General features: G+C 63.1%; 18 protein-coding genes and 1 tRNA gene. 2 read left to right on the top strand and 17 right to left on the bottom strand.

Going from position 1 to position 18,351, the window contains the following annotated elements:
* Positions 1 to 114 precede the first annotated feature (114 nt).
* The 12 genes from ychF to IV098_RS02950 form a co-directional block, all read right to left on the bottom strand.
* Complete coding sequence (gene ychF / locus IV098_RS03005) at positions 115 to 1,206, bottom strand: redox-regulated ATPase YchF (protein ID WP_296886312.1); 1,092 nt, start codon at positions 1,204 to 1,206, stop codon at positions 115 to 117.
* Positions 1,203 to 1,799 (bottom strand): aminoacyl-tRNA hydrolase, encoded by a 597-nt coding sequence (gene pth / locus IV098_RS03000; RefSeq protein ID WP_296886311.1) that lies wholly within the window; start codon positions 1,797 to 1,799, stop codon positions 1,203 to 1,205. The genes ychF and pth overlap by 4 nt, the downstream gene beginning before the upstream one ends.
* A gap of 36 nt (positions 1,800 to 1,835) precedes the next feature.
* Complete coding sequence (locus tag IV098_RS02995) at positions 1,836 to 2,453, bottom strand: 50S ribosomal protein L25/general stress protein Ctc (protein WP_296886310.1); 618 nt, start codon at positions 2,451 to 2,453, stop codon at positions 1,836 to 1,838.
* A gap of 71 nt (positions 2,454 to 2,524) precedes the next feature.
* Positions 2,525 to 3,475 (bottom strand): ribose-phosphate pyrophosphokinase, encoded by a 951-nt coding sequence (locus IV098_RS02990; RefSeq protein ID WP_296886309.1) that lies wholly within the window; start codon positions 3,473 to 3,475, stop codon positions 2,525 to 2,527.
* Positions 3,476 to 3,579: 104 nt separating this feature from the next.
* A tRNA-Gln gene (locus IV098_RS02985) sits at positions 3,580 to 3,654 on the bottom strand.
* Between the two features lie 24 nt (positions 3,655 to 3,678).
* Positions 3,679 to 4,512 carry a 4-(cytidine 5'-diphospho)-2-C-methyl-D-erythritol kinase gene (gene ispE / locus IV098_RS02980; RefSeq protein WP_296886307.1) on the bottom strand — a complete coding sequence of 278 codons (834 nt, stop codon included), beginning with the start codon at positions 4,510 to 4,512 and terminating at the stop codon, positions 3,679 to 3,681.
* Positions 4,509 to 5,069 (bottom strand): lipoprotein insertase outer membrane protein LolB, encoded by a 561-nt coding sequence (gene lolB, locus IV098_RS02975; RefSeq protein ID WP_296886305.1) that lies wholly within the window; start codon positions 5,067 to 5,069, stop codon positions 4,509 to 4,511. Before lolB ends, ispE begins: the two co-directional genes overlap by 4 nt.
* Positions 5,069 to 6,850, bottom strand: a complete 1,782-nt coding sequence (locus IV098_RS02970) for a tetratricopeptide repeat protein (protein ID WP_296886303.1) — start codon at positions 6,848 to 6,850, stop codon at positions 5,069 to 5,071. Before IV098_RS02970 ends, lolB begins: the two co-directional genes overlap by 1 nt.
* A 48-nt stretch (positions 6,851 to 6,898) precedes the next feature.
* Positions 6,899 to 8,122: an ABC transporter permease gene (locus tag IV098_RS02965; RefSeq protein ID WP_296886301.1), complete on the bottom strand. Its 1,224-nt coding sequence runs from the start codon at positions 8,120 to 8,122 to the stop codon at positions 6,899 to 6,901.
* Positions 8,119 to 8,823: an ABC transporter ATP-binding protein gene (locus IV098_RS02960; protein ID WP_296886299.1), complete on the bottom strand. Its 705-nt coding sequence runs from the start codon at positions 8,821 to 8,823 to the stop codon at positions 8,119 to 8,121. The genes IV098_RS02965 and IV098_RS02960 overlap by 4 nt, the downstream gene beginning before the upstream one ends.
* Positions 8,824 to 9,945: an efflux RND transporter periplasmic adaptor subunit gene (locus tag IV098_RS02955; protein ID WP_296886297.1), complete on the bottom strand. Its 1,122-nt coding sequence runs from the start codon at positions 9,943 to 9,945 to the stop codon at positions 8,824 to 8,826. It lies immediately after the preceding gene.
* Positions 9,942 to 11,324 (bottom strand): TolC family protein, encoded by a 1,383-nt coding sequence (locus tag IV098_RS02950; protein WP_296886295.1) that lies wholly within the window; start codon positions 11,322 to 11,324, stop codon positions 9,942 to 9,944. The genes IV098_RS02955 and IV098_RS02950 overlap by 4 nt, the downstream gene beginning before the upstream one ends.
* A 154-nt stretch (positions 11,325 to 11,478) precedes the next feature.
* On the opposite strand from IV098_RS02950, the gene mutM reads away from it, so the two are divergent.
* Together mutM and IV098_RS02940 are read left to right on the top strand one after the other, a co-directional pair.
* Entirely contained in the window at positions 11,479 to 12,291 is an 813-nt protein-coding gene (gene mutM, locus IV098_RS02945) for a bifunctional DNA-formamidopyrimidine glycosylase/DNA-(apurinic or apyrimidinic site) lyase (protein WP_296886292.1), read from the top strand.
* Positions 12,292 to 12,370: 79 nt separating this feature from the next.
* On the top strand, positions 12,371 to 14,335 hold the full coding sequence (locus IV098_RS02940; RefSeq protein WP_296886290.1) for a dynamin family protein: 1,965 nt from the start codon (positions 12,371 to 12,373) through the stop codon (positions 14,333 to 14,335).
* Positions 14,336 to 14,338: 3 nt separating this feature from the next.
* Here the strand turns inward: IV098_RS02940 and IV098_RS02935 are convergent, their stop codons facing one another.
* Genes IV098_RS02935 through IV098_RS02915 form a run of 5 tightly spaced genes read right to left on the bottom strand, consistent with a single transcriptional unit; the run spans position 14,339 to position 18,315 of the window.
* Entirely contained in the window at positions 14,339 to 14,590 is a 252-nt protein-coding gene (locus tag IV098_RS02935; protein ID WP_296886288.1) for a YfhL family 4Fe-4S dicluster ferredoxin, read from the bottom strand.
* An 18-nt stretch (positions 14,591 to 14,608) separates the two neighbouring features.
* Positions 14,609 to 15,091, bottom strand: a complete 483-nt coding sequence (gene coaD, locus IV098_RS02930) for a pantetheine-phosphate adenylyltransferase (RefSeq protein ID WP_296886286.1) — start codon at positions 15,089 to 15,091, stop codon at positions 14,609 to 14,611.
* Positions 15,092 to 15,094: 3 nt separating this feature from the next.
* On the bottom strand, positions 15,095 to 15,670 hold the full coding sequence (gene rsmD / locus IV098_RS02925) for a 16S rRNA (guanine(966)-N(2))-methyltransferase RsmD (protein WP_296886284.1): 576 nt from the start codon (positions 15,668 to 15,670) through the stop codon (positions 15,095 to 15,097).
* Positions 15,660 to 16,967, bottom strand: a complete 1,308-nt coding sequence (locus IV098_RS02920) for a pitrilysin family protein (RefSeq protein ID WP_296886282.1) — start codon at positions 16,965 to 16,967, stop codon at positions 15,660 to 15,662. Before IV098_RS02920 ends, rsmD begins: the two co-directional genes overlap by 11 nt.
* Complete coding sequence (locus IV098_RS02915) at positions 16,957 to 18,315, bottom strand: pitrilysin family protein (RefSeq protein ID WP_296886280.1); 1,359 nt, start codon at positions 18,313 to 18,315, stop codon at positions 16,957 to 16,959. The genes IV098_RS02920 and IV098_RS02915 overlap by 11 nt, the downstream gene beginning before the upstream one ends.
* Between the last annotated feature and the right edge of the window lie 36 nt (positions 18,316 to 18,351).

The raw sequence follows: 18,351 nt of genomic DNA, 5'->3' as shown, positions 1-18,351 counted from the left end.
GTCAGATTTACAGTCTGATCCCTTTGACCGCTCGGGAACCCCACCCAAACGAAGCCCGAGATTATAGGGGCTTTCAGAATCGGCTGTCAAACACTCCCCGCAAAAACCTCCTGCTCAGACATTGAACAGAAAATTCATGACATCGCCATCCTTCACGACATATTCCTTGCCTTCGGCACGCATCTTGCCCGCCTCCTTGGCCCCCTGTTCGCCCTTGCAGGCAATGAAGTCCTCGAAGGCAATGGTCTGGGCACGGATGAAACCACGCTCGAAATCGGTGTGAATGACCCCCGCCGCCTGCGGCGCGGTATCGCCCTTGTGGATGGTCCAGGCGCGGACTTCCTTCACGCCGGCGGTGAAATACGTCTGCAGCCCAAGCAAATCATAGGCGGCGCGAATCAGCCGGTTCAGCCCCGGTTCGTCCCAGCCCAACTCCTTCAGGTATTCCACCCGGTCTTCTTCCGACAATTCCTGCAACTCGGCCTCCAGCGCGGCGCAGACCGGCACCACCGGCGCGCCCTCCTTGGCGGCGAAGGCTTTCAAGGCATCCAGCATGGGATTGTCGTGGAAGCCATCCTCGCTCACGTTGGCCACATAAAGCGTGGGCTTGACCGTCATCAGGCACAAGGGCTTGATCGCCTCCAGGCCCTCGGCATCGAGTCCGGCTGCGCGCGCAGGATGCCCCTCGTTGAGCGTCGCCAGCACCGGTTTCAAGGCCTCGACGATCACTTTGGCCTCCTTGTCGCCGCCACGCGCCGCTTTTTCATACCGAATCAAGGCCTTTTCGCAACTCGCCAGATCGGCCAGCGCCAATTCGGTTGCAATGGTTTCGATATCCGACAACGGATCGACTTTGCCAGCGACGTGGATCACATTTTCGTCATGGAAGCAGCGCACTACATGACAGATCGCGTCGGTCTCGCGAATGGTGGCCAGAAACTGGTTGCCCAGCCCCTCGCCTTTGGAGGCGCCCGCCACGAGGCCGGCGATATCGACAAATTCCACGATCGCCGGCACGGTCTTTTGCGGCTTGATGATTTCGGCAAGCTGTTTCAGACGCGGATCGGGCACCTCGACCACGCCGGTATTCGGCTCAATGGTGCAAAAGGGGTAGTTTTCCGCCGCGATACCCGCCTGGGTCAGCGCATTGAACAGGGTGGATTTTCCGACGTTGGGCAAGCCAACAATGCCGCATTTCAAGCTCATGGTTTTTCCTGGGGTTTTGGGGGTGCGGGTTTGGTGTTGGCACGCTGGATGGCCGCATTCCAGTCGTCCTTTTCGATCAAGGGCATCAGGTCAAGCGCCCGCTCAATGGCCGCATCGATATCGGCCTGCTCTTCGCGACGCGGTGGCTGCAAGACGTAATTCACTACTTCGTTGCGGTCCCCCGGATGGCCGATACCGATGCGCAAGCGCCAGTAGTCCTGCGTGCCCAAGTGCGAGGTGATGTCCTTGAGGCCATTGTGCCCGCCCATGCCGCCGCCAAACTTGAGGCGCAGCTGGCCGGGCGGAACGTCCAGCTCATCGTGCACCACCAGGATCTCGGCCGGCTCGATGCGATGAAAGCGCGCAAGCGCGCCAACCGCCTGACCGGACCGGTTCATGAAGGTTTGCGGCAACAGCATCCACACATTGCGCGCATTTTTGCCGACGACGCCATGGAAGCGCGACTCCATGGCGAGCGATGCCCCCCACGCTTGCGCGAGCCGCGCGCAAAACCAAAACCCGGCGTTATGCCGGGTTTCTTCGTAGTCGCGCCCCGGGTTACCGAGGCCGACAATCAGGCGTGGCACTGTCATGGCGATTCAGAACGCAACGACAGACGGCCGCAATGCTCAGGCTGCGGGTGCAGCAGCCCCGGCCGCAGGCTCGTCGGATTTCATGCCTTTGGGCAGCGTGACCGACGCCACAGCGGGATTCTCATGCAGGACATGCGCGACGAATTCCACGCCCTCAGGCAATTTGAGATCGGCCACGTGAATGGAATGCCCCAGTTCGAGACCGCCCAAGTCCACGGCAATGAATTCGGGCAGGTTGCCGGGCAGGCAGCTTACGTCGATTTCAGTCATCACATGACTGACCTTGCCGCCACCCGTTTTAACGCCGGGCGCAACATCTGCATTGAGGAAATGCAGGGGCACCTTGACGTGAATTTTGTGGGTCTTGTCGACACGCTGGAAGTCGACGTGCAGCACTTGCTGCTTGTAGGGATGCCATTGCGCATCGCGCAGCAGAACGGATTCCTTGGCGCCGTCGATATTCATCGTCAGCACGGAAGCATGGAATGCCTCTTTGCGCAGCGAGTGGTACAGCGCATTGTGATCCAGCTCGATCTGAACCGGGGCAGCGGTGCCACCGTAGACGATGCCGGGAACCTTGCCCGCGTGACGCAGACGGCGGCTCGCACCCGTACCTTGCAGTTCACGCTTGGCAGCAATAATTTCGATTTCCATAGTGTTTCTCCAATTTTCACAACACAAGTAAATAACAACCCACCCCCGCGACCAGGGGTATTCGACGCCCGCTACTCAATAAAGAGCGAGCTGACAGAATCCTCATTGCTGATGCGGCGGATGGTTTCCGCCAGCAATTCAGCCACCGACAACTGCCGGATTTTCTTGCACGCCAGTGCATCCTCGCGTAGCGGAATGGTGTCGGTGATCACCAGCTCGTCCAGCGCGGAATTCGCCACGCGCTCGGCTGCAGCTCCCGACAGCACGGCGTGGGTGCAATACGCCATCACCTGCTTCGCACCATGTTCCTTCAGCGCATTGGCCGCCTCGCACAGCGTGTTGGCGGTATCCACCATGTCGTCCATGATGATGCAGGTACGGTCCTTGACGTCGCCGATGATGTTCATCACCTTGGCGACGTTCGGTTTGGGGCGACGCTTGTCGATGATCGCCAGCTCGCATTCGAGACGTTTGGCGATCGCCCGCGCCCGCACCACGCCGCCCACATCCGGCGACACCACCATCAGGTTCGGATGATTGCGCTTCCAGATATCGCCCAGCAGGATCGGGCTGGAATAAATGTTGTCGACCGGAACGTCGAAGAAACCCTGGATCTGATCCGAGTGCAAATCCATCGTCATCAGGCGGTCGATGCCCGCCACCTGCAGCATGTTGGCCACCACCTTGGCGGTGATCGCCACCCGCGCCGAACGGGTGCGGCGATCCTGGCGCGCATAGCCGTAGTACGGGATAGCGGCGGTGATGCGACCGGCTGACGCGCGCTTGAGCGCATCCACCATCACCATCACCTCCATCAGCGTGTCATTGGTCGGCTGACAGGTCGACTGCAACACGAACACATCCTTGCCGCGGACGTTTTCGAGGATTTCGACCATGACTTCGCCATCCGAAAAGCGCGACACAGTGGCGCGCCCCAGACGGATGTTGAGATGACGCACCACATCGTTGGCCAGGCGTGGGTTGGCATTCCCACTAAACACCATCAAGTTGTCTATGGACACGCACGCCTCCGGCGATTGGGCTCAAATACCGAAACAAAAACAGCCGCCACTGGCGGCTGTTCATTCTCTCCAGGCGCCGCCACGGGCGGCTGCCCACATAATCTTGGCTGGGGAGGTAGGGATCGAACCTACGAATGTCGGAATCAAAATCCGATGCCTTACCACTTGGCGACTCCCCAACGGGTACTACTTAATAGTGCAACTCAGGCGCAGCAATCAAACAGCGGATGCCTGTCCAGACCCTGCGCCACAAATCCCTGCATCGTTTCGGGCAATTGGCGCAGCACGCCCCACGCCGCCTCTTCCGACTCGAAAGATGCAAACACGCAGGCACCCGAGCCGGTCATCTGCGCCGCCCCGAACTGCGCCAGCCACTCAAGATAACGGGCGACTTCCGGGTAGCGACTGACAACCACTGGCTGCAGGTCATTTCGACCCATGCCTGCGGAAAAGCGCGCCATTCTAAGGGTAGGTGTGTCGCGCGTCAATTCCGGCGCGGCAAAAATTGCAGCGGTCGGCACCTGCACCGGTGGCATCAACACCACATACCAGGCCGGCGCCACGTTCAGCGGGCTCAGAACTTCGCCCACGCCTTCGGCAAAAGCCGTCTGGCCGAACACGAACACCGGCACATCGGCGCCCAGCTGCAGCGCCAGCGCCTGCAGACTTTCACGCGGCAGGTCAACCTGCCACAGACGATTCAAGGCCAGCAGCACGGTGGCCGCATCCGAACTGCCGCCGCCCAGGCCGCCGCCCAGCGGCAGGATTTTCTCGAGCCGGATGGTCACCCCCGCACCTTCCGGAGCATGCGTCTGCAGCAAGCGCGCCGCGCGTACCGTCAGGTCATCGTCTTCGGCCACGCCGGGCAGATCGCCTTCGCGCACCACCCGGCCATCGTCGCGCAACGCCAGATGCACGGTATCGGCGCGGTCGATCAGCCGGAATGCGCTTTGCAGCAGGTGGTAGCCGTCGTCGCGTCGGCCCACCACGTGCAAAAACAGATTGAGCTTGGCGGGGGCGGGGTAAGCGTGACTCATTCGGTGCTCCAGCTGTCCGCAACCAGGCGGATTTCCAGCCCGTCGCGCGTGACCACCAGCTTGCGTGGGCGCGCAGGCATATCGGCGGCATATTGATAATCGATCACCCAGCCATCCTGTTTGAGGTGCACCAGCCGCCCGGCCGCATCGCGCCGGGTTTCCGCTATCCGTTCCGGCGCGGCTTGCGCCTGCACCCACCAGACCAGACCCGCAACCGGCAAGGCATACCCCAGCACCTCGCGTGTCAGGGTCTCGACGTCCGCCGCGCGGCGCTCTGCCTGGTTGGGCAGGACAAGCAGCGCACCGTCCGGGTTGACCACGATCCGGGCGACACCCTGCCCGAGCGGCGAGGTCAGCAACAATTCATCTGATTGCCCGCGGTGTTGCCAGTAAAACGTACCCGACAGGCTTTGTTCATCGGCTTGAATGCCGATCCGGCCCTGCAGGGCCCAATTGGCCGGCAGGCGAACATCGACGGCGAGAGGCGGGACCGGGGCCGTGGTGGCGCAGCCGCCCAGCACCAGCGCCAGCCACAGCGGCGCAAATCCGCGCAGCATCAGGGGTTCAACCGGTGCAGAGTTTCCAGCAGCACTTCATTCCGGGGATGGGTTTGCAGGCTGGTCTGCCACAGCTTGCCGGCTTCGTCGCGCTGCCCGCGCGCCCACATCACCTCACCCAGATGGGCGGCAATCTCAGGATCGGTGCGCAGTGCGTAGGCGCGCTCCAGGTATTCCTGCGCTTTGGCCAGATTGCCCGCGCGAAACTGCGCCCAACCGACGCTGTCGAGAATATAGGCGTCGTTTGGCGACAGCGACAGCGCCTTGTCCAGCAAGGTAATCGCTTCGGCCAGGCGGCTGGTGCGATCCGCCAGCGTATAACCCAGCGCGTTGTAGGCCTGCGCATTGTCCGGGCGCAGCACGATCACGCGGCGCAGGTCGGTTTCCAGCACATCGAGCTTGCCCAGTTTTTCGGACACCATGGCACGGTCGTAATACAGGTCCGCCGCGTTCGGATAGCGCTTGATGCCGTCCGACAACGTCGCAAAAGCCTGCGCATATTGTTTGTCGTCGCTCAGCAACTCGGCCTGGGCCTGCAGCAGGCGCACGCTTTGCGCCTCATTTTCGCCATGGGTAAACGCCAGCAGCGCTTGCGCTTCTTTCGGCTTGCCGGCCTGCACCAGCAACGCGGCCTGGCGCGCGCGCGCCGGCACCAGATAATTGCCGGTCTTGACTTCGGCATAATGCGCGGCTGCCACGTCGGGCTGCTTCGCGCGCTCGGCCACCTGACCCAGGTAGTAATGCACCATATCGACATCGCGTGGGTCGTATTCCAGCGTTTCCGTCAGCAGACTGCGCGCCGCCTCAAGATCGTCCATCTGCAGCGCCAGCAGGCCAGCCGCCAGGGTCACTTCGGCATTGGCCGGCATTTCCTTGGCCAGCCGGGTGAATTCGACCCGCGCTTCGGCAACCTGATTGACGCTTACCAGCGAACGCGCATAGGCCAGCCGAACCTCGCGCGCATCCGGATACGTCACCAGAAACTCTCGCATGAAGACAAGCGCATCGGCAGGCGAAGTTTTGGCCAGAATCTGCGCACGCATCAAGGCGGCCGGCTCCCAGCCCGGGCGCAGCGTATCGGCCTGTTTCAGCGCCGCCACCGCAACGTCCATGCGGCCATCGTGTGCGGCTGCCTGCGCCACGGCAAAACGCGCTTCGGGCAAGGCCGGGTAATCCGCAGCCAGACGTTCCGTCATCGCAAACGCCGCCTGGTGATCGCGGATCTTGCCCATCAGGGAAGACAGCTGCATGAACACATTGGCCGGGTTCTGCTTCAGCAGGCTGCGCAGGATGGGCTCCGCCTCTTCGAGCTTGCCCTCGTTGAGCAGCAAGCCCACCACGGTTTGCTGCGCGCGCTCCGAGTCGGGCTCGGCCGCCACCCACAGCTGGGCCGCTTCCAGCGCGCCCGCCTGATTGCGCGCAAACATCGACACCTCGGCCGCACGCCGGGCAATACGCGGATCGCGCGTCTGCCGCGCCAGATCCATATAGGCCGGCTGTGCCACGCTCATCGCGCCGCGCTGACCCGCCACTTCGGCGACCAGAAACTTGAACAGGATGTCCGGCGTCAGCGGCTGTTTGGGATACGCCGCTTCCGCCTTGGCCTTGGCCGCCTCCTCGGCTGCCGCGTCCGCAGCCGCCTGCTGCGTCGCCACGGCTTCCGGCTGCGACGTCTTGACGCCGGGCTGGCTGCACGCAGTGCCTAGCAGCAGGGCGGCGTAAAGAGGAAGAAATTTGAACTGCGTCATGCGGATTACCTTGTCGAGGGAGTGGCTTGCCATGATTCTAAGCCTTGGATGCCTCCCGGCAAGCAAGGTTCACGCAAGCCATCATTGCGAGCGCAGCGCCTCGATCGGATCGAGCCCGGCCGCACGCTGCGCCGGGTAAAAGCCGAAGAACACACCGATCAGGAAAGACACGCCCACCGCCAGCAACACCGAGGTCGGCGTGATCGACACCGGCAAGCCGGCCAGACTGCTCACCAGCAGCGCTCCGCCGACACCGAGCAGCAGGCCGATGCCACAGCCGATCAGCGACAGCGTCAGCGCCTCGATCAGAAACTGCCACAACACATCGCGCCGACGCGCGCCGATGGCCATGCGGATGCCGATTTCGCGGGTGCGCTCGGTCACCGACACCAGCATGATGTTCATGATGCCGATGCCGCCCACCACCAGCGAGATCGCGGCGATGGTACCCAGCAGGATGCTCATGATGCGGGTGGTGGCGGCAGCGGTTTCGGCCAGTGCCGTGAGGTTGCGCACGGAAAAATCGTCGTCCTGCCCGACCCCGATGCGGTGGCGGCTGCGCAGGGTGTCGTTGATGGCGGCTTCGGCGTCATTCATGGCCTTGGCCGACACCGCCTGCGCCATGACGAAGCGCGCACGGTTACGGATGCTGCTGCTGAAGACTTTTTGCTGCGCGCTGGTGATCGGCACGATTACGGTATCGTCCTGATCGCGGCCGTCCAGACTTTGCCCCTTGGCCGCCAGCACGCCGATCACTTCGAACGGCGCCTGCTTGATGCGGATGATCTTGCCGATCGGGTCCTCGGCGCCAAACAACTCGTTCGCCACCACCTGACCGATCACCACCACCCGCGCACCGCTGCGCACATCGGCCTCGCTGAAGAAGCCGCCTGCGGCCATCGGCCAGTTGCGCACCTGGATATAGTCGGGCGTGGTGCCGAACACCGAGGTGCTCCAGTTGACGCCGTTGTAGATCAATTGCGCACTGCCCGGCGACACCGGAGCGGCCACCAGAATGTCTTTGAGGTCGCGGATGGCATCGGCATCGTCAAACGTGAGGGTGGGCGCATTGCCGGTCGCTACCCGCGCGCCGCCCGAAGTACTGGCGCCCGACATGATGATGAACAGATTGCTGCCCATCGACTGGATCGCGCCACGCACCATCTCCTGCGCGCCCGCGCCGATCGCCATCATGAGAATGACTGCCGCAACGCCGATGACCATGCCGAGCATGGTGAGGAAACTGCGCATGCGGTGCGTGGCCAGCGCATGCCAGGCGGTTTCGAACAGGCTGCTGAAAATCATGCTGCGACCTCTGCGCGGGTCACGTCTTCCACCACGCGGCCATCCTGAAAGCGAATGCGCCGCTGCGCATAGTCGGCAATGTCGGCTTCATGGGTGACCAGCACCAGGGTGATGCCTTCTTCGCGATTGAGCTGGGTGAAAAACTCCATCACCTGACGGCTGGTTTCGGTATCGAGATTACCGGTCGGCTCGTCGGCAAAAATGATGCGCGGACGCGTGGCGAGCGCCCGCGCAATCGCCACCCGCTGCTGCTGCCCGCCCGACAACTGCAGCGGCGTGTGGTTCGAGCGTTCGCCCAGGCCCACCCGCTCCAGCACCGCCTGCGCCCGCTGCCGCCGCGCCTCGCGCGCCATGCCGGCGTACATCAGCGGCAGCGCGACATTGTCGAGCGCAGTCAGCTTCGGCAGCAGGTTGAAGCCCTGAAACACGAAGCCGATTTCACGATTGCGCAGGGCGGCCAGCTGATCCGACGTCATCCGGCCGACATCCTGGCCATTTAACCGATAACTGCCGCGGGTGGGGCGATCCAGACAGCCGAGCAGATTCATGAAGGTGCTTTTCCCCGAACCCGACGCGCCCATGATGGCGACGAACTCGCCCTCGGCAATCGTCATGCTCACGCCGCGCAGCGCCTGAAATACGCCGGCGCCGGTCGAATAATCCTTTTCGAGGGCGGTCACCTCGATCAGCGGTGCCGTCATTTAAAACAGGCGCCCGCGCGGCATCCCGCTGCCGTTTTCTTTTTTCGTACCGAGATCGGCCACTATCACCGCGTCGCCCGCCTTCAGCTTGCCGCCGACGATCTGGGTAAACGCCTTGTCACTGATGCCCGTCTTGATGCTCACGCGCTCCGGCTTGCCATTGACCAGCACATAGACCGCAGAGCCACGCGGTTTGCTGGCGCCGTCGGTCGCGCCATCCACCGGGCGGAAACGCAAGGCCGTGGTCGGCACCCGCAGCACATCGGGACGGGTTTCCACCTGCACCCGCAGATTGGCGGTCATCCCCGGCATCAGCGCCAGATCGGCGTTGGCAACGTCGACCACCACGTTGTAAGTGACGACGTTCTGCTCGGTCTTGGCGTTCAGCCGCACCTGCCGTACCACGCCGCTGTAATCCGCATCGGGAAACGCATCGACGCGGAATTTGACCGGCTGCCCGATCTTGATCTGGCCAATGTCGGCTTCAGACACAGTGGAATCGATCTGCATCCGCGTCAGATCCTTGCCGATCTGGAACAGCGTCGGCGTCTGGAAGCTCGCCGCCACGGTCTGGCCGACATCCACCTGGCGGTCGATCACGGTACCGTCGACCGGCGAACGGATGGTGGTAAAGCCGAGGTTGATCTCGTCGCGCGTCTGCTGCGCGCGCGCCAGCCGCAACTGCGCCGCGGCCTGCGCCTGCGCCGCCACGGCCTGATCGAGTTCCAGTCGCGACACGTATTCCTGCTTGAACAGAGTCTGCATGCGCGCGGCGTTGGCCTGCGCCAGATTCAGCTGCGCCTGCGCGTTGGCGAGATTGGCCGTGCTTTGCGCCAGCGCCGCCTGAAACAAAGCCGGATCGAGCTCGGCCAGTACCTGCCCGGCCTTCACCTGCTGGTTGAAATCCGCCTCGATACGCTTGACCGTACCCGACACCTGGGTGCCCACATTGACCAGCGTGACCGGGTTGAGCGTGCCGTTGGCCGACACCTGCGCACTGATGTCGCCGCGATCCACCGTCTCGGTGCGGAATTGCGGCTCGTCCGCCTTGTCCTTGCCGCTCCACCACCATCCCGCCGCGCCAGCCAGCAGCAGTAAAACCACTATCCAGAATTTTTTCATTTAGTCCCTTCCCGCCCTGCGGGTTCCATCCAGTCCCAGCTCAATTCGCCCATCGCCTGCGCCAGCTCGGCGCGCGCCACGCGCAGCCCCAGTTGCGTCAGCAACTGGGTGTAGCGCGCCTGCGCCAGACTGGCCTGCGCGCTCAGCACGTCGAGCAGAATGCCGAGCCCGGCCTGATACCGGCCGAGCGCGAGTTTTTCCGCCGCCGCCGCGCTTTCCACCAGATCGGTGCTGCGGCTGTCCGCTTCGGTTTCACTTTTCAGTTTGTAATACGCACGCCACACGTCGAGTGCCACCTGATTGTTCACGCTGTCGCGGTCGACGGCCGCCAGGGCCGCCTGGGTTTGTGCGGCGGCGATCTGGTAGGTATTGCGGTAACCGGTGAACAGGGGAATGGTCAGGCTGACGCCGACACTGGAACTGTCGATCGCCAGCGCATCCAGGTCCTGCCGCCGCGCATCCACGTATGCCGACAAACGCGGCAGTCCATCAGCCCGGGCGCTCTTCACCCCGGCTTCACGCGCCAGCAGAGTGGCCTCCGCCGCGCGCAATTCCGGGCGCCGGGTGCGCGCGGCCTCGATCAGCGCATCCACCTTGATGTCGATATCCGGCGTCTGGCTGAACGCCCAATCGTTATCCACCACCGTAAAGCGGTTCTGGCTGGCATCGCCCATCAAGGCCGCCAGTTCGCCCTGCAGGCGAGCCGCCGTGCCTTCTGCACGAATCCGCTCGATCTGGCGCTGGGTGTACTGGGTTTTCGACTGCAGGCGGTCGACCGGAATCGAGGTGCCGGCGCCCACCCGCGCATCGGCGGCCTTGAACGCGGCCAGCGCCGATGCCTCGACCTCGCGCGCGGCGACTACCGCAGCCTGGGCCGTCAACAGATTGAAATAGGCGGTCACGGTCTGCAGGTACAGATCGCGCACGCTGGCTTCATGGCTGGCGAGCGAAGCCGCCAGCAGGGATTCGGCCGCCTCGCTGCGCGCTTCGCGGCCGCCGAAGTCGTACAGCAGATATTGCGCATCCAGGCCGATTTGCCACGAAGTGTAATCGTTCGGCAGCACGCTGTCGCCGTTGCGCCCCAGATTGCCGCTGATCGTCACGTCGGGCAGATAGGCACTGTTTGCCTGCCCCAGCTCGGCTGCGCGCAGCCGCGACGCCAGCCAGGCGCTACGCGTGGCGGGGTTGGCGCACAAGGCGCGCTCTACCGCATGCGCCAGGGTGAGCGGGCCCGACAGTGCAGCCGGATTGCACACCGCGGCCGGACGCAAGTCGGCCGCAGGCGACGGCAGCACGCGCGGAAACACCTCGAACGGATCGGCAGCATGCGCTGCACTGCTGAGGACTGCCGCCAGCAGCAAGGAAAGTCGTGAGTTCAAAATAGGGAAAGCCGAAGAAACCAGGTTGAAAAGCGTTGTATAGAATTGCAGTGTATCGGTTAGGTTCCCGCCTGCGAACAAAACCGTTGTGCACACGCCCCCGCACGGGGGCCTTTATTTTACCGGCGCCCCGGCCCGATCGATCAGCCTGAAAATGCCCGAATTACCCGAAGTTGAAACCACCCGTCTGGGACTGTTGCCGCGTCTGCAGGGGCGCACCTTGACGCGCATCGTGGTGCGCAACCCGCGCCTGCGCTGGCCAGTGCCGGACGATCTGGGCACAAAACTGGCCGGGCAGACGCTGCGTGGCCTTGCCCGGCGCGGCAAATATCTGCTGTTCGACTTTGGCGCGACCACCCAGATCGTGCATCTGGGCATGTCGGGCAGCCTGCGTTTTGCCGGGCCCGGGGAACCGGCAGCGCTGCACGATCATGTCGACTGGCTATTCGACGACGGCACCATGCTACGCTTGCGCGACCCGCGCCGCTTTGGCGCAGTGCTGTGGGCCGACGATGCCACGCACCACCCCTTGCTGGCGCATCTGGGGCCGGAACCGCTCACTGCTGAATTCGACGCCGCCTATCTGCACGCGCAATGCCAGCGCCGCAACGCGGCCATCAAGCAGGTCATCATGGATGCGCAGGTGGTGGTCGGGGTCGGCAATATTTATGCGTCCGAATCGCTGTTTCACGCTGGCATCCGTCCCGCCACCGCCGCACGGCGGCTGAGCCGCCCGGCCTGTGCCCGACTGGCGGCCGCGATCAAGCAGGTACTGACGGCGGCCATCGCGGCAGGCGGCAGTTCCTTGCGCGACTACGTTCACAGCAGCGGCGAACTCGGGTATTTTCAGCTACAAACACGGGTGTACGACCGCGCAGGCTTACCCTGTAAAACCTGCGCCACGCCGATCCGGCGTATCGTGCAGGGCCAGCGCGCCAGCTTTTACTGCCCGACCTGCCAGCGTTAAGATTGCAAACCCACACGGCAATCAAGTTTGTCATCAAACTGTCGTTAAATAGGCGCGCTTCAGCTGAAAAACCAACCCCATGACTTCCACCACTCTGGTCGATGAATTTGAGCACTACAGCCGTTGGCGCGACGCGGTCTATGTACGCGTCGAAGCCTTGCGCGACTGGCTCAACATCCAGGAACTGAGCGATGCCGACTCCGAGCTGCGGCTGAACCAGCTGCTCGGCCGCCTGCAGGAAGACACGTTGAACGTGGCCTTTGTCGCGGAATTCTCACGCGGCAAATCCGAGCTCATCAACGCCATTTTCTTTTCGGATTACCGCCAGCGTGTGCTGCCGTCGTCCGCCGGGCGCACCACGATGTGCCCCACCGAGCTGTATTACACGCCACTGCGCGCGGCCTCGCTACGCCTGTTGCCGATCGAAACCAAGACCCAGCCCGGCAGCCTGGCCGATTTCAAGCACGATGCCGCCGCTTGGTCCGAATTCCCGCTCAACCTCGATTCGGCCGACGAAATGAGCGCCGCGCTGATGCGGCTGGCCGACACCCTGCGCGTCGACGCCGCCACGGCCGAAGCCTATGGTCTGATCGACCCGGAAGACGAGGAAACCGCCCGCCACCTGGCGCACGACGGCCACATCGATATTCCGCGCTGGCGCCACGCCCTGATCAATTTCCCGCATCCCTTGCTGAAACAGGGGCTGGTCATTCTCGATACGCCGGGGCTGAACGCCATTGGCACCGAACCCGAGCTCACACTCAGCATGCTGCCTAGCGCCCACGCGGTGCTGTTTCTGCTGGCAGCCGACACCGGTGTGACCAAGTCCGACATCGAAATCTGGCACCACCACATTGCCCCGCTCGGCGGCGCCAGCCGCGCCCGCCTGGTGGTGCTCAACAAGATTGACGGGCTGTGGGACGAACTCAAGACCGAGACCGAAATCAACGCAGAAATCACCAAGCAGGCGGCCAGCAGCGCGGCCCTGCTTGAGCTGCCGATCAACCAGATCTATCCGGTGTCGGCCCACAAGGCGCTGGTGGCAAAAGTGCGCGGCGACGCCGCGTTGCTGACGAGAAGCCGCCTGCCCGAGCTGGAAGCCGCCCTGACGCAGGAACTCATTCCGTGCAAACAGGCGCTGGTCGGCGAATCCTCGCAGCTGGTCGTCGAGAATGCGGTGGTCAAGGCCACCGAGCTGCTGGAAACCCGGCTCGCTGCGATCCAGGATCAGGTCGATGAGCTGGAAAGCCTGCGTGGCAAGAACCGCGGCGTGATCCAGAGCATGATGAGCAAAGCCAACGAAGACAAACAGCAGTTTGAGCGCGGTTTGCAGCAGTTCAATGCGCTGCGCAACGTGTTTGCCTCGCGGGTGGACGTGTTGCGCGACCATCTGGGCATGCCCGCGCTGAAGCGCGAGGTGAGCCAGGTCCGCCAGGCCATGGAAAAAAGCTATTTCAGCGCCGGGCTGCGCGAGGCAATGGGGCACTTCTTCCGCCAGGTTGACGCCAATCTGAATGCATCGAGCGATGTCATCCTGGAAATCCGCGCCATGATGGATGCGATGTACCAGAAGTTCAGCGACGAACATGGACTGGCAGCGGTCAGTCCGCCGGACTACAGCTTGGGAAAATACTGCAAGGAGATGACCCGGCTGGAACGGATTTTCGATGAGCGCTTCAATACCACGCTCAAAATGCTGACCGTCGGCCAGCGCCAGCTGACGGCGCGCTTCTTCGAAACCCTGGCCAGCAAGGTAGTGCAGGTGTTCGAACTGGCCAACAGCGAAACCGAAGCCTGGCTCAAGGCGACGATTTCACCGATGGAAACCCAGATCCGCGAGCATAAAATCCAGCTGAAACGCCGCCTGGAAAGCGTCAGCCGCATTCACGCCGCGACCGAAACGCTGGACGACCGGATTGCCGAACTCGATGCGACGATAGGGACGGTGACCGACCAGATGGACAATCTTGCGCGCATCAACACGCGCATAGTCGATGCCCTGGCCGACGACCTCAGCGGGGTACAGCTGGCCAAAACGGCCTGAGTTTTACTTGCCGGCAGTCAGGCGCAGGAATTTCGCCTGCAATTGGTCCCTGGTTTCGGAATAGTCGGGATTCAGCGGAATACAGTCGACCGGGCACACTTCCACGCATTGCGGCGTATCGAAGTGGCCGACGCATTCGGTGCATTTGTTCGGATCGATGATGTAGATTTCATCGCCCTGGGAAATGGCGTCATTGGGGCATTCGGGCAGACAGACGTCGCAGTTGATGCATTCGTCCGTGATCATCATCGACATGGGATTCTCCGGGTCATATCAGTTTTTGCTAATTTTCTCACTTAATCGCCGCGCCACCAACGGGTGGACGAACGGCGCGACCTCGCCGCCCAGCTGGGCGATTTCGCGGATCATGCTGGCGGAGATGAACATATATTGATCCGACGGCGTCAGGAACAAGGTTTCGATGTCCGGCTTGAGGTTGCGGTTCATTCCCGCCAGCTGGAATTCGTACTCGAAGTCGGACGCCGCGCGCAGCCCCCGCAACACGGCGATCGCCCCCTGTTCGGCGACAAAGTCGATCAACAGCCCGGAAAAGCCTTCCACCCGCACCTTCGGCACGTCGGCCAGCACTTCCCGCGCCATCTCCACGCGTTCGTCCATGCTGAAAAACGGTCGCTTGTTGCGGGACTCCGCTACCGCGACGATGACGTGATCGAACAATCGCACCGCGCGCCGCACCAGATCTTCGTGGCCGCGCGTGATGGGGTCGAAAGTGCCGGGGTAGACAGCCGTCAGCATGGTTTACTCCTTGATCAGCAACGCAAAATGCGAACGCCCTGCGCGCCCGCTGCGCTGGATGATAAGCCCGGGCGGTGCGACCACCGGCATGGCTTGTTCGACGTAGGCTTGGCCGCCGGATTTCAGGTGCGTACCCAGATTGGGCAACACGGCCGCAGCCAGCCCGCTATCGAACGGGGGATCGACAAAAACCAGCTCGAAGGACTCGCGATTGTTCGCCAGCCAAGCCAGCGCATCGACGCGCAGAATGTCGACCTGATTGGCGCCCAGCATCGCGCGGTTTTGCTCCAGAGCGCGGCTGGCCTGGGCGTCACGCTCGATCATGATGACGCGCGCCGCGCCGCGCGAGGCGGCCTCGAACCCCAGCGCGCCGCTGCCGGCAAACAGATCGAGGCAGGTCCAGCCCGGCAAATCCTGTCCCAACCAGTTGAACAAGGTCTCGCGCACGCGATCGGGCGTGGGACGCAAACCGTCGGCGTCGGGAAAATCCAGCAAACGGCGGCGGTACTTGCCGCCGATGATGCGCACCCGGTTGGCGACCCCATGCGCCCGCTTCGGTGCGGCACGTTTAGCGAGCACCCTCGGCCCCCACCACCACGGTCACCAGCTTGTCGGCATCCAGCCGGCGCGCAAACGCCCGCTTCACGGCTGCCACATCGACGGCATTGACCTTGCCCACCCAAGTGTCCAGGTAGTCCAGCGGCAAATTGTAAAAACCGATCACCGACAGGTAGTCGAGTATCTTCTTGTTGCTGTCGATGCGCAGCGGAAAGCCGCCGGTCAGGTTGGACTTGGCCTGCGTGAGTTCAGCCTCGCTCGGCCCCGCGGCGATGAACTGCCGCAGCGTGTCCTTGGCCACCTTGAGGGCGTCGCCGGTCTGCTCGAGCTTGGTCTGCAGGCCGAGCTGGAACGGTCCGGCCGCCTGCATGGGGATGAAATAACTGTAAGCGCTGTAGGCATAGCCGCGCTTGTCACGCACTTCTTTCATCAGCCGCGAATCAAAACCGCCGCCGCCCAGCACATAGTTGCCGACAAACAGCGGAAAGAAATCGGGATCGCTGCGCGCCATCCCCAGCGCGCCCACCAGCACATGGCTTTGCGTGGACGGGTGGGCGATGCGCGTATCGGAGACCGGCGCCGGAACAGGCTTCGGCAGTTCGGCCACGCGCGCCGCCGTCGACAAGCCTGCCGCCAGCCGTGCCGCGATGGCCTCGGCCTCAGTGCGGCTGATGTCGCCCATCAGCGCAATCACCGCATTGGGCGCGCTGTAGTACGCACGATAAAACGCCTGCAAGTCGCCACGCGTGAGCTTTGCGATCGCAGCAGGGTCGCCCGACTCATCGTGGGCATACGGATGCGTGCCATACAGCGCACGATAAAACGCCTTCCCGGCGACCGTGCCGGGGTCGGCTTCGGCTTCGCGGATGCCCGCAATCAGACGCTGTTTTTCGCGCTTGATGACCGCCTGCGGAAACTCGGGCTGTTGCAGCACCCGCGCCAGCAACGCCAGCGCAGCGGTTTTTTCGGCGCCGGACGACAACGTGCGCAGGGTGACACCCGCACGGTCACGCTCAAACGTGCCGCCTAACTCGGCACCGACATCGGCCAGACGGTGCGCAATTTCGGAATCGGACAGCCCGCCCGCGCCCTGATCGAGCAGGCCGTGGGTCAACTGGGCCAGCCCCGGCTGGTTGGCCGGATCGCGCGCACTGCCGCCCGGAAAATCGACCGAAATATCCAGCATCGGCAGTTCGTGGCTCTCGACGAAATACACGCGCGCGCCCTGCGGGGTTTGCCAATTCTGGATGCTAATCGCGGCCTGCGCCGACAGCGGCAGGCTCAACAGCAAAACACTGACAAAACGCTTAATTGACATGACGCACTCCCGACACGGCCGCGCGGCGCGGTTGCGGTTTCAAGGCCTGGGGAGCGAGTTCGGCCACGCTCAATTGATCATCCTGCAGGTATTGCTGCGCCGCGGCCTGCACCTGCGCCGCAGTGACGGCGCGCAGTTTGTCGACACGGCGTGCCAGCGCTTCCGGCGGCAGACCTGCCGTGGCGTATTCGCCGAGCTGCATCGCCTGATAAAACAGCGAATCGCGCTGGTAGACGTCGGCCGCAATCACTTGTGCCTTGACCCGCGCAAGCTCGGCCTCACTGATGCCTTCACGCTGGATGCGGCCGATTTCGCTGCGGATGGCCTGTTCCAGTCCTGCGGTCGTCTTGCCCGGCGCCAGCGTCGCATCGATCATGAACATGCCCGGCCCGCGCGACACGGGGTCGTAGCCCGCACTCGCGTCCACCGCAATCTGCTGCGTCTTGACCAGCGATTTCTGCAGCCGGGCCGAATCGTTGCCCGACAGTACGCCCGCCAGTATCTGCAGGGCATACGGGGTAGCGTCCAGTTGCCAGTCCTTCAGGGTCGGGGCGTGCCACGCCATCAGCAGGTAGGGCAGTTGCGCCGGCGCCTTGACCACGATGCGTTTGTTGCCGAGCTGGGCCGGTTCGTCCTGCGGCTTGCGCAACGGCAAGGCGCGCGACGGCAACTTGCCGAAGGTTTGTCTGGCCAGCGCGATCACCTCATCGGCCTTCACATCGCCCGCCACTACCAGCGTGGCGTTGTTGGGCACATACCAGCGCGCATACCAGTCGCGCGCATCCTGGGCGCTCATGTTCTCGAGATCATCCATCCAGCCGATGATAGGTCGACGGTAGGGGTGGGTTTGATACGCGTTCGCCATCAGGCGTTCGTACACCACCGACTGCGGCTGGTCGTCGGTGCGCAGGCGGCGCTCTTCCATCACCACCTGGATTTCCTTGGCAAACAATTCGTCGCTGATCACCAGATTGGCCATACGGTCGGCTTCCAGCTGCATCGACAGTTCCAGCCGGTCCTTCTGCATCTGCTGGAAATACGCCGTGTAGTCGCGGCTGGTAAACGCATTTTCGCGCCCGCCCGCCGCCGCAATTTTTTTCGAGAACTCGCCCGGCGGCACGGTTTTCGTCCCCTTGAACATCATGTGCTCGAGCACGTGCGCCACCCCCGTGGTGCCGTTGAATTCGTCCATCGAACCGGCGCGATACCACACCTGCGACACCATCACCGGCGCGCGATGATCCTCCTGCACGATCACCCGCATGCCATTGTCCAGCGTGACATCCGTCACCGCCGCCTGCACGCTGCCGACCACCAAGGCCAACACGAATCCCCACATGCTCCGCATGTCACCACCCCGAATTGAATGAGCCCGAATAATAAG

Source organism: Thiobacillus sp. (assembly GCF_018780105.1).
GTDB lineage: Bacteria > Pseudomonadota > Gammaproteobacteria > Burkholderiales > Thiobacillaceae > Thiobacillus.
This window is presented reverse-complemented; position numbering and strand designations above follow the sequence as displayed.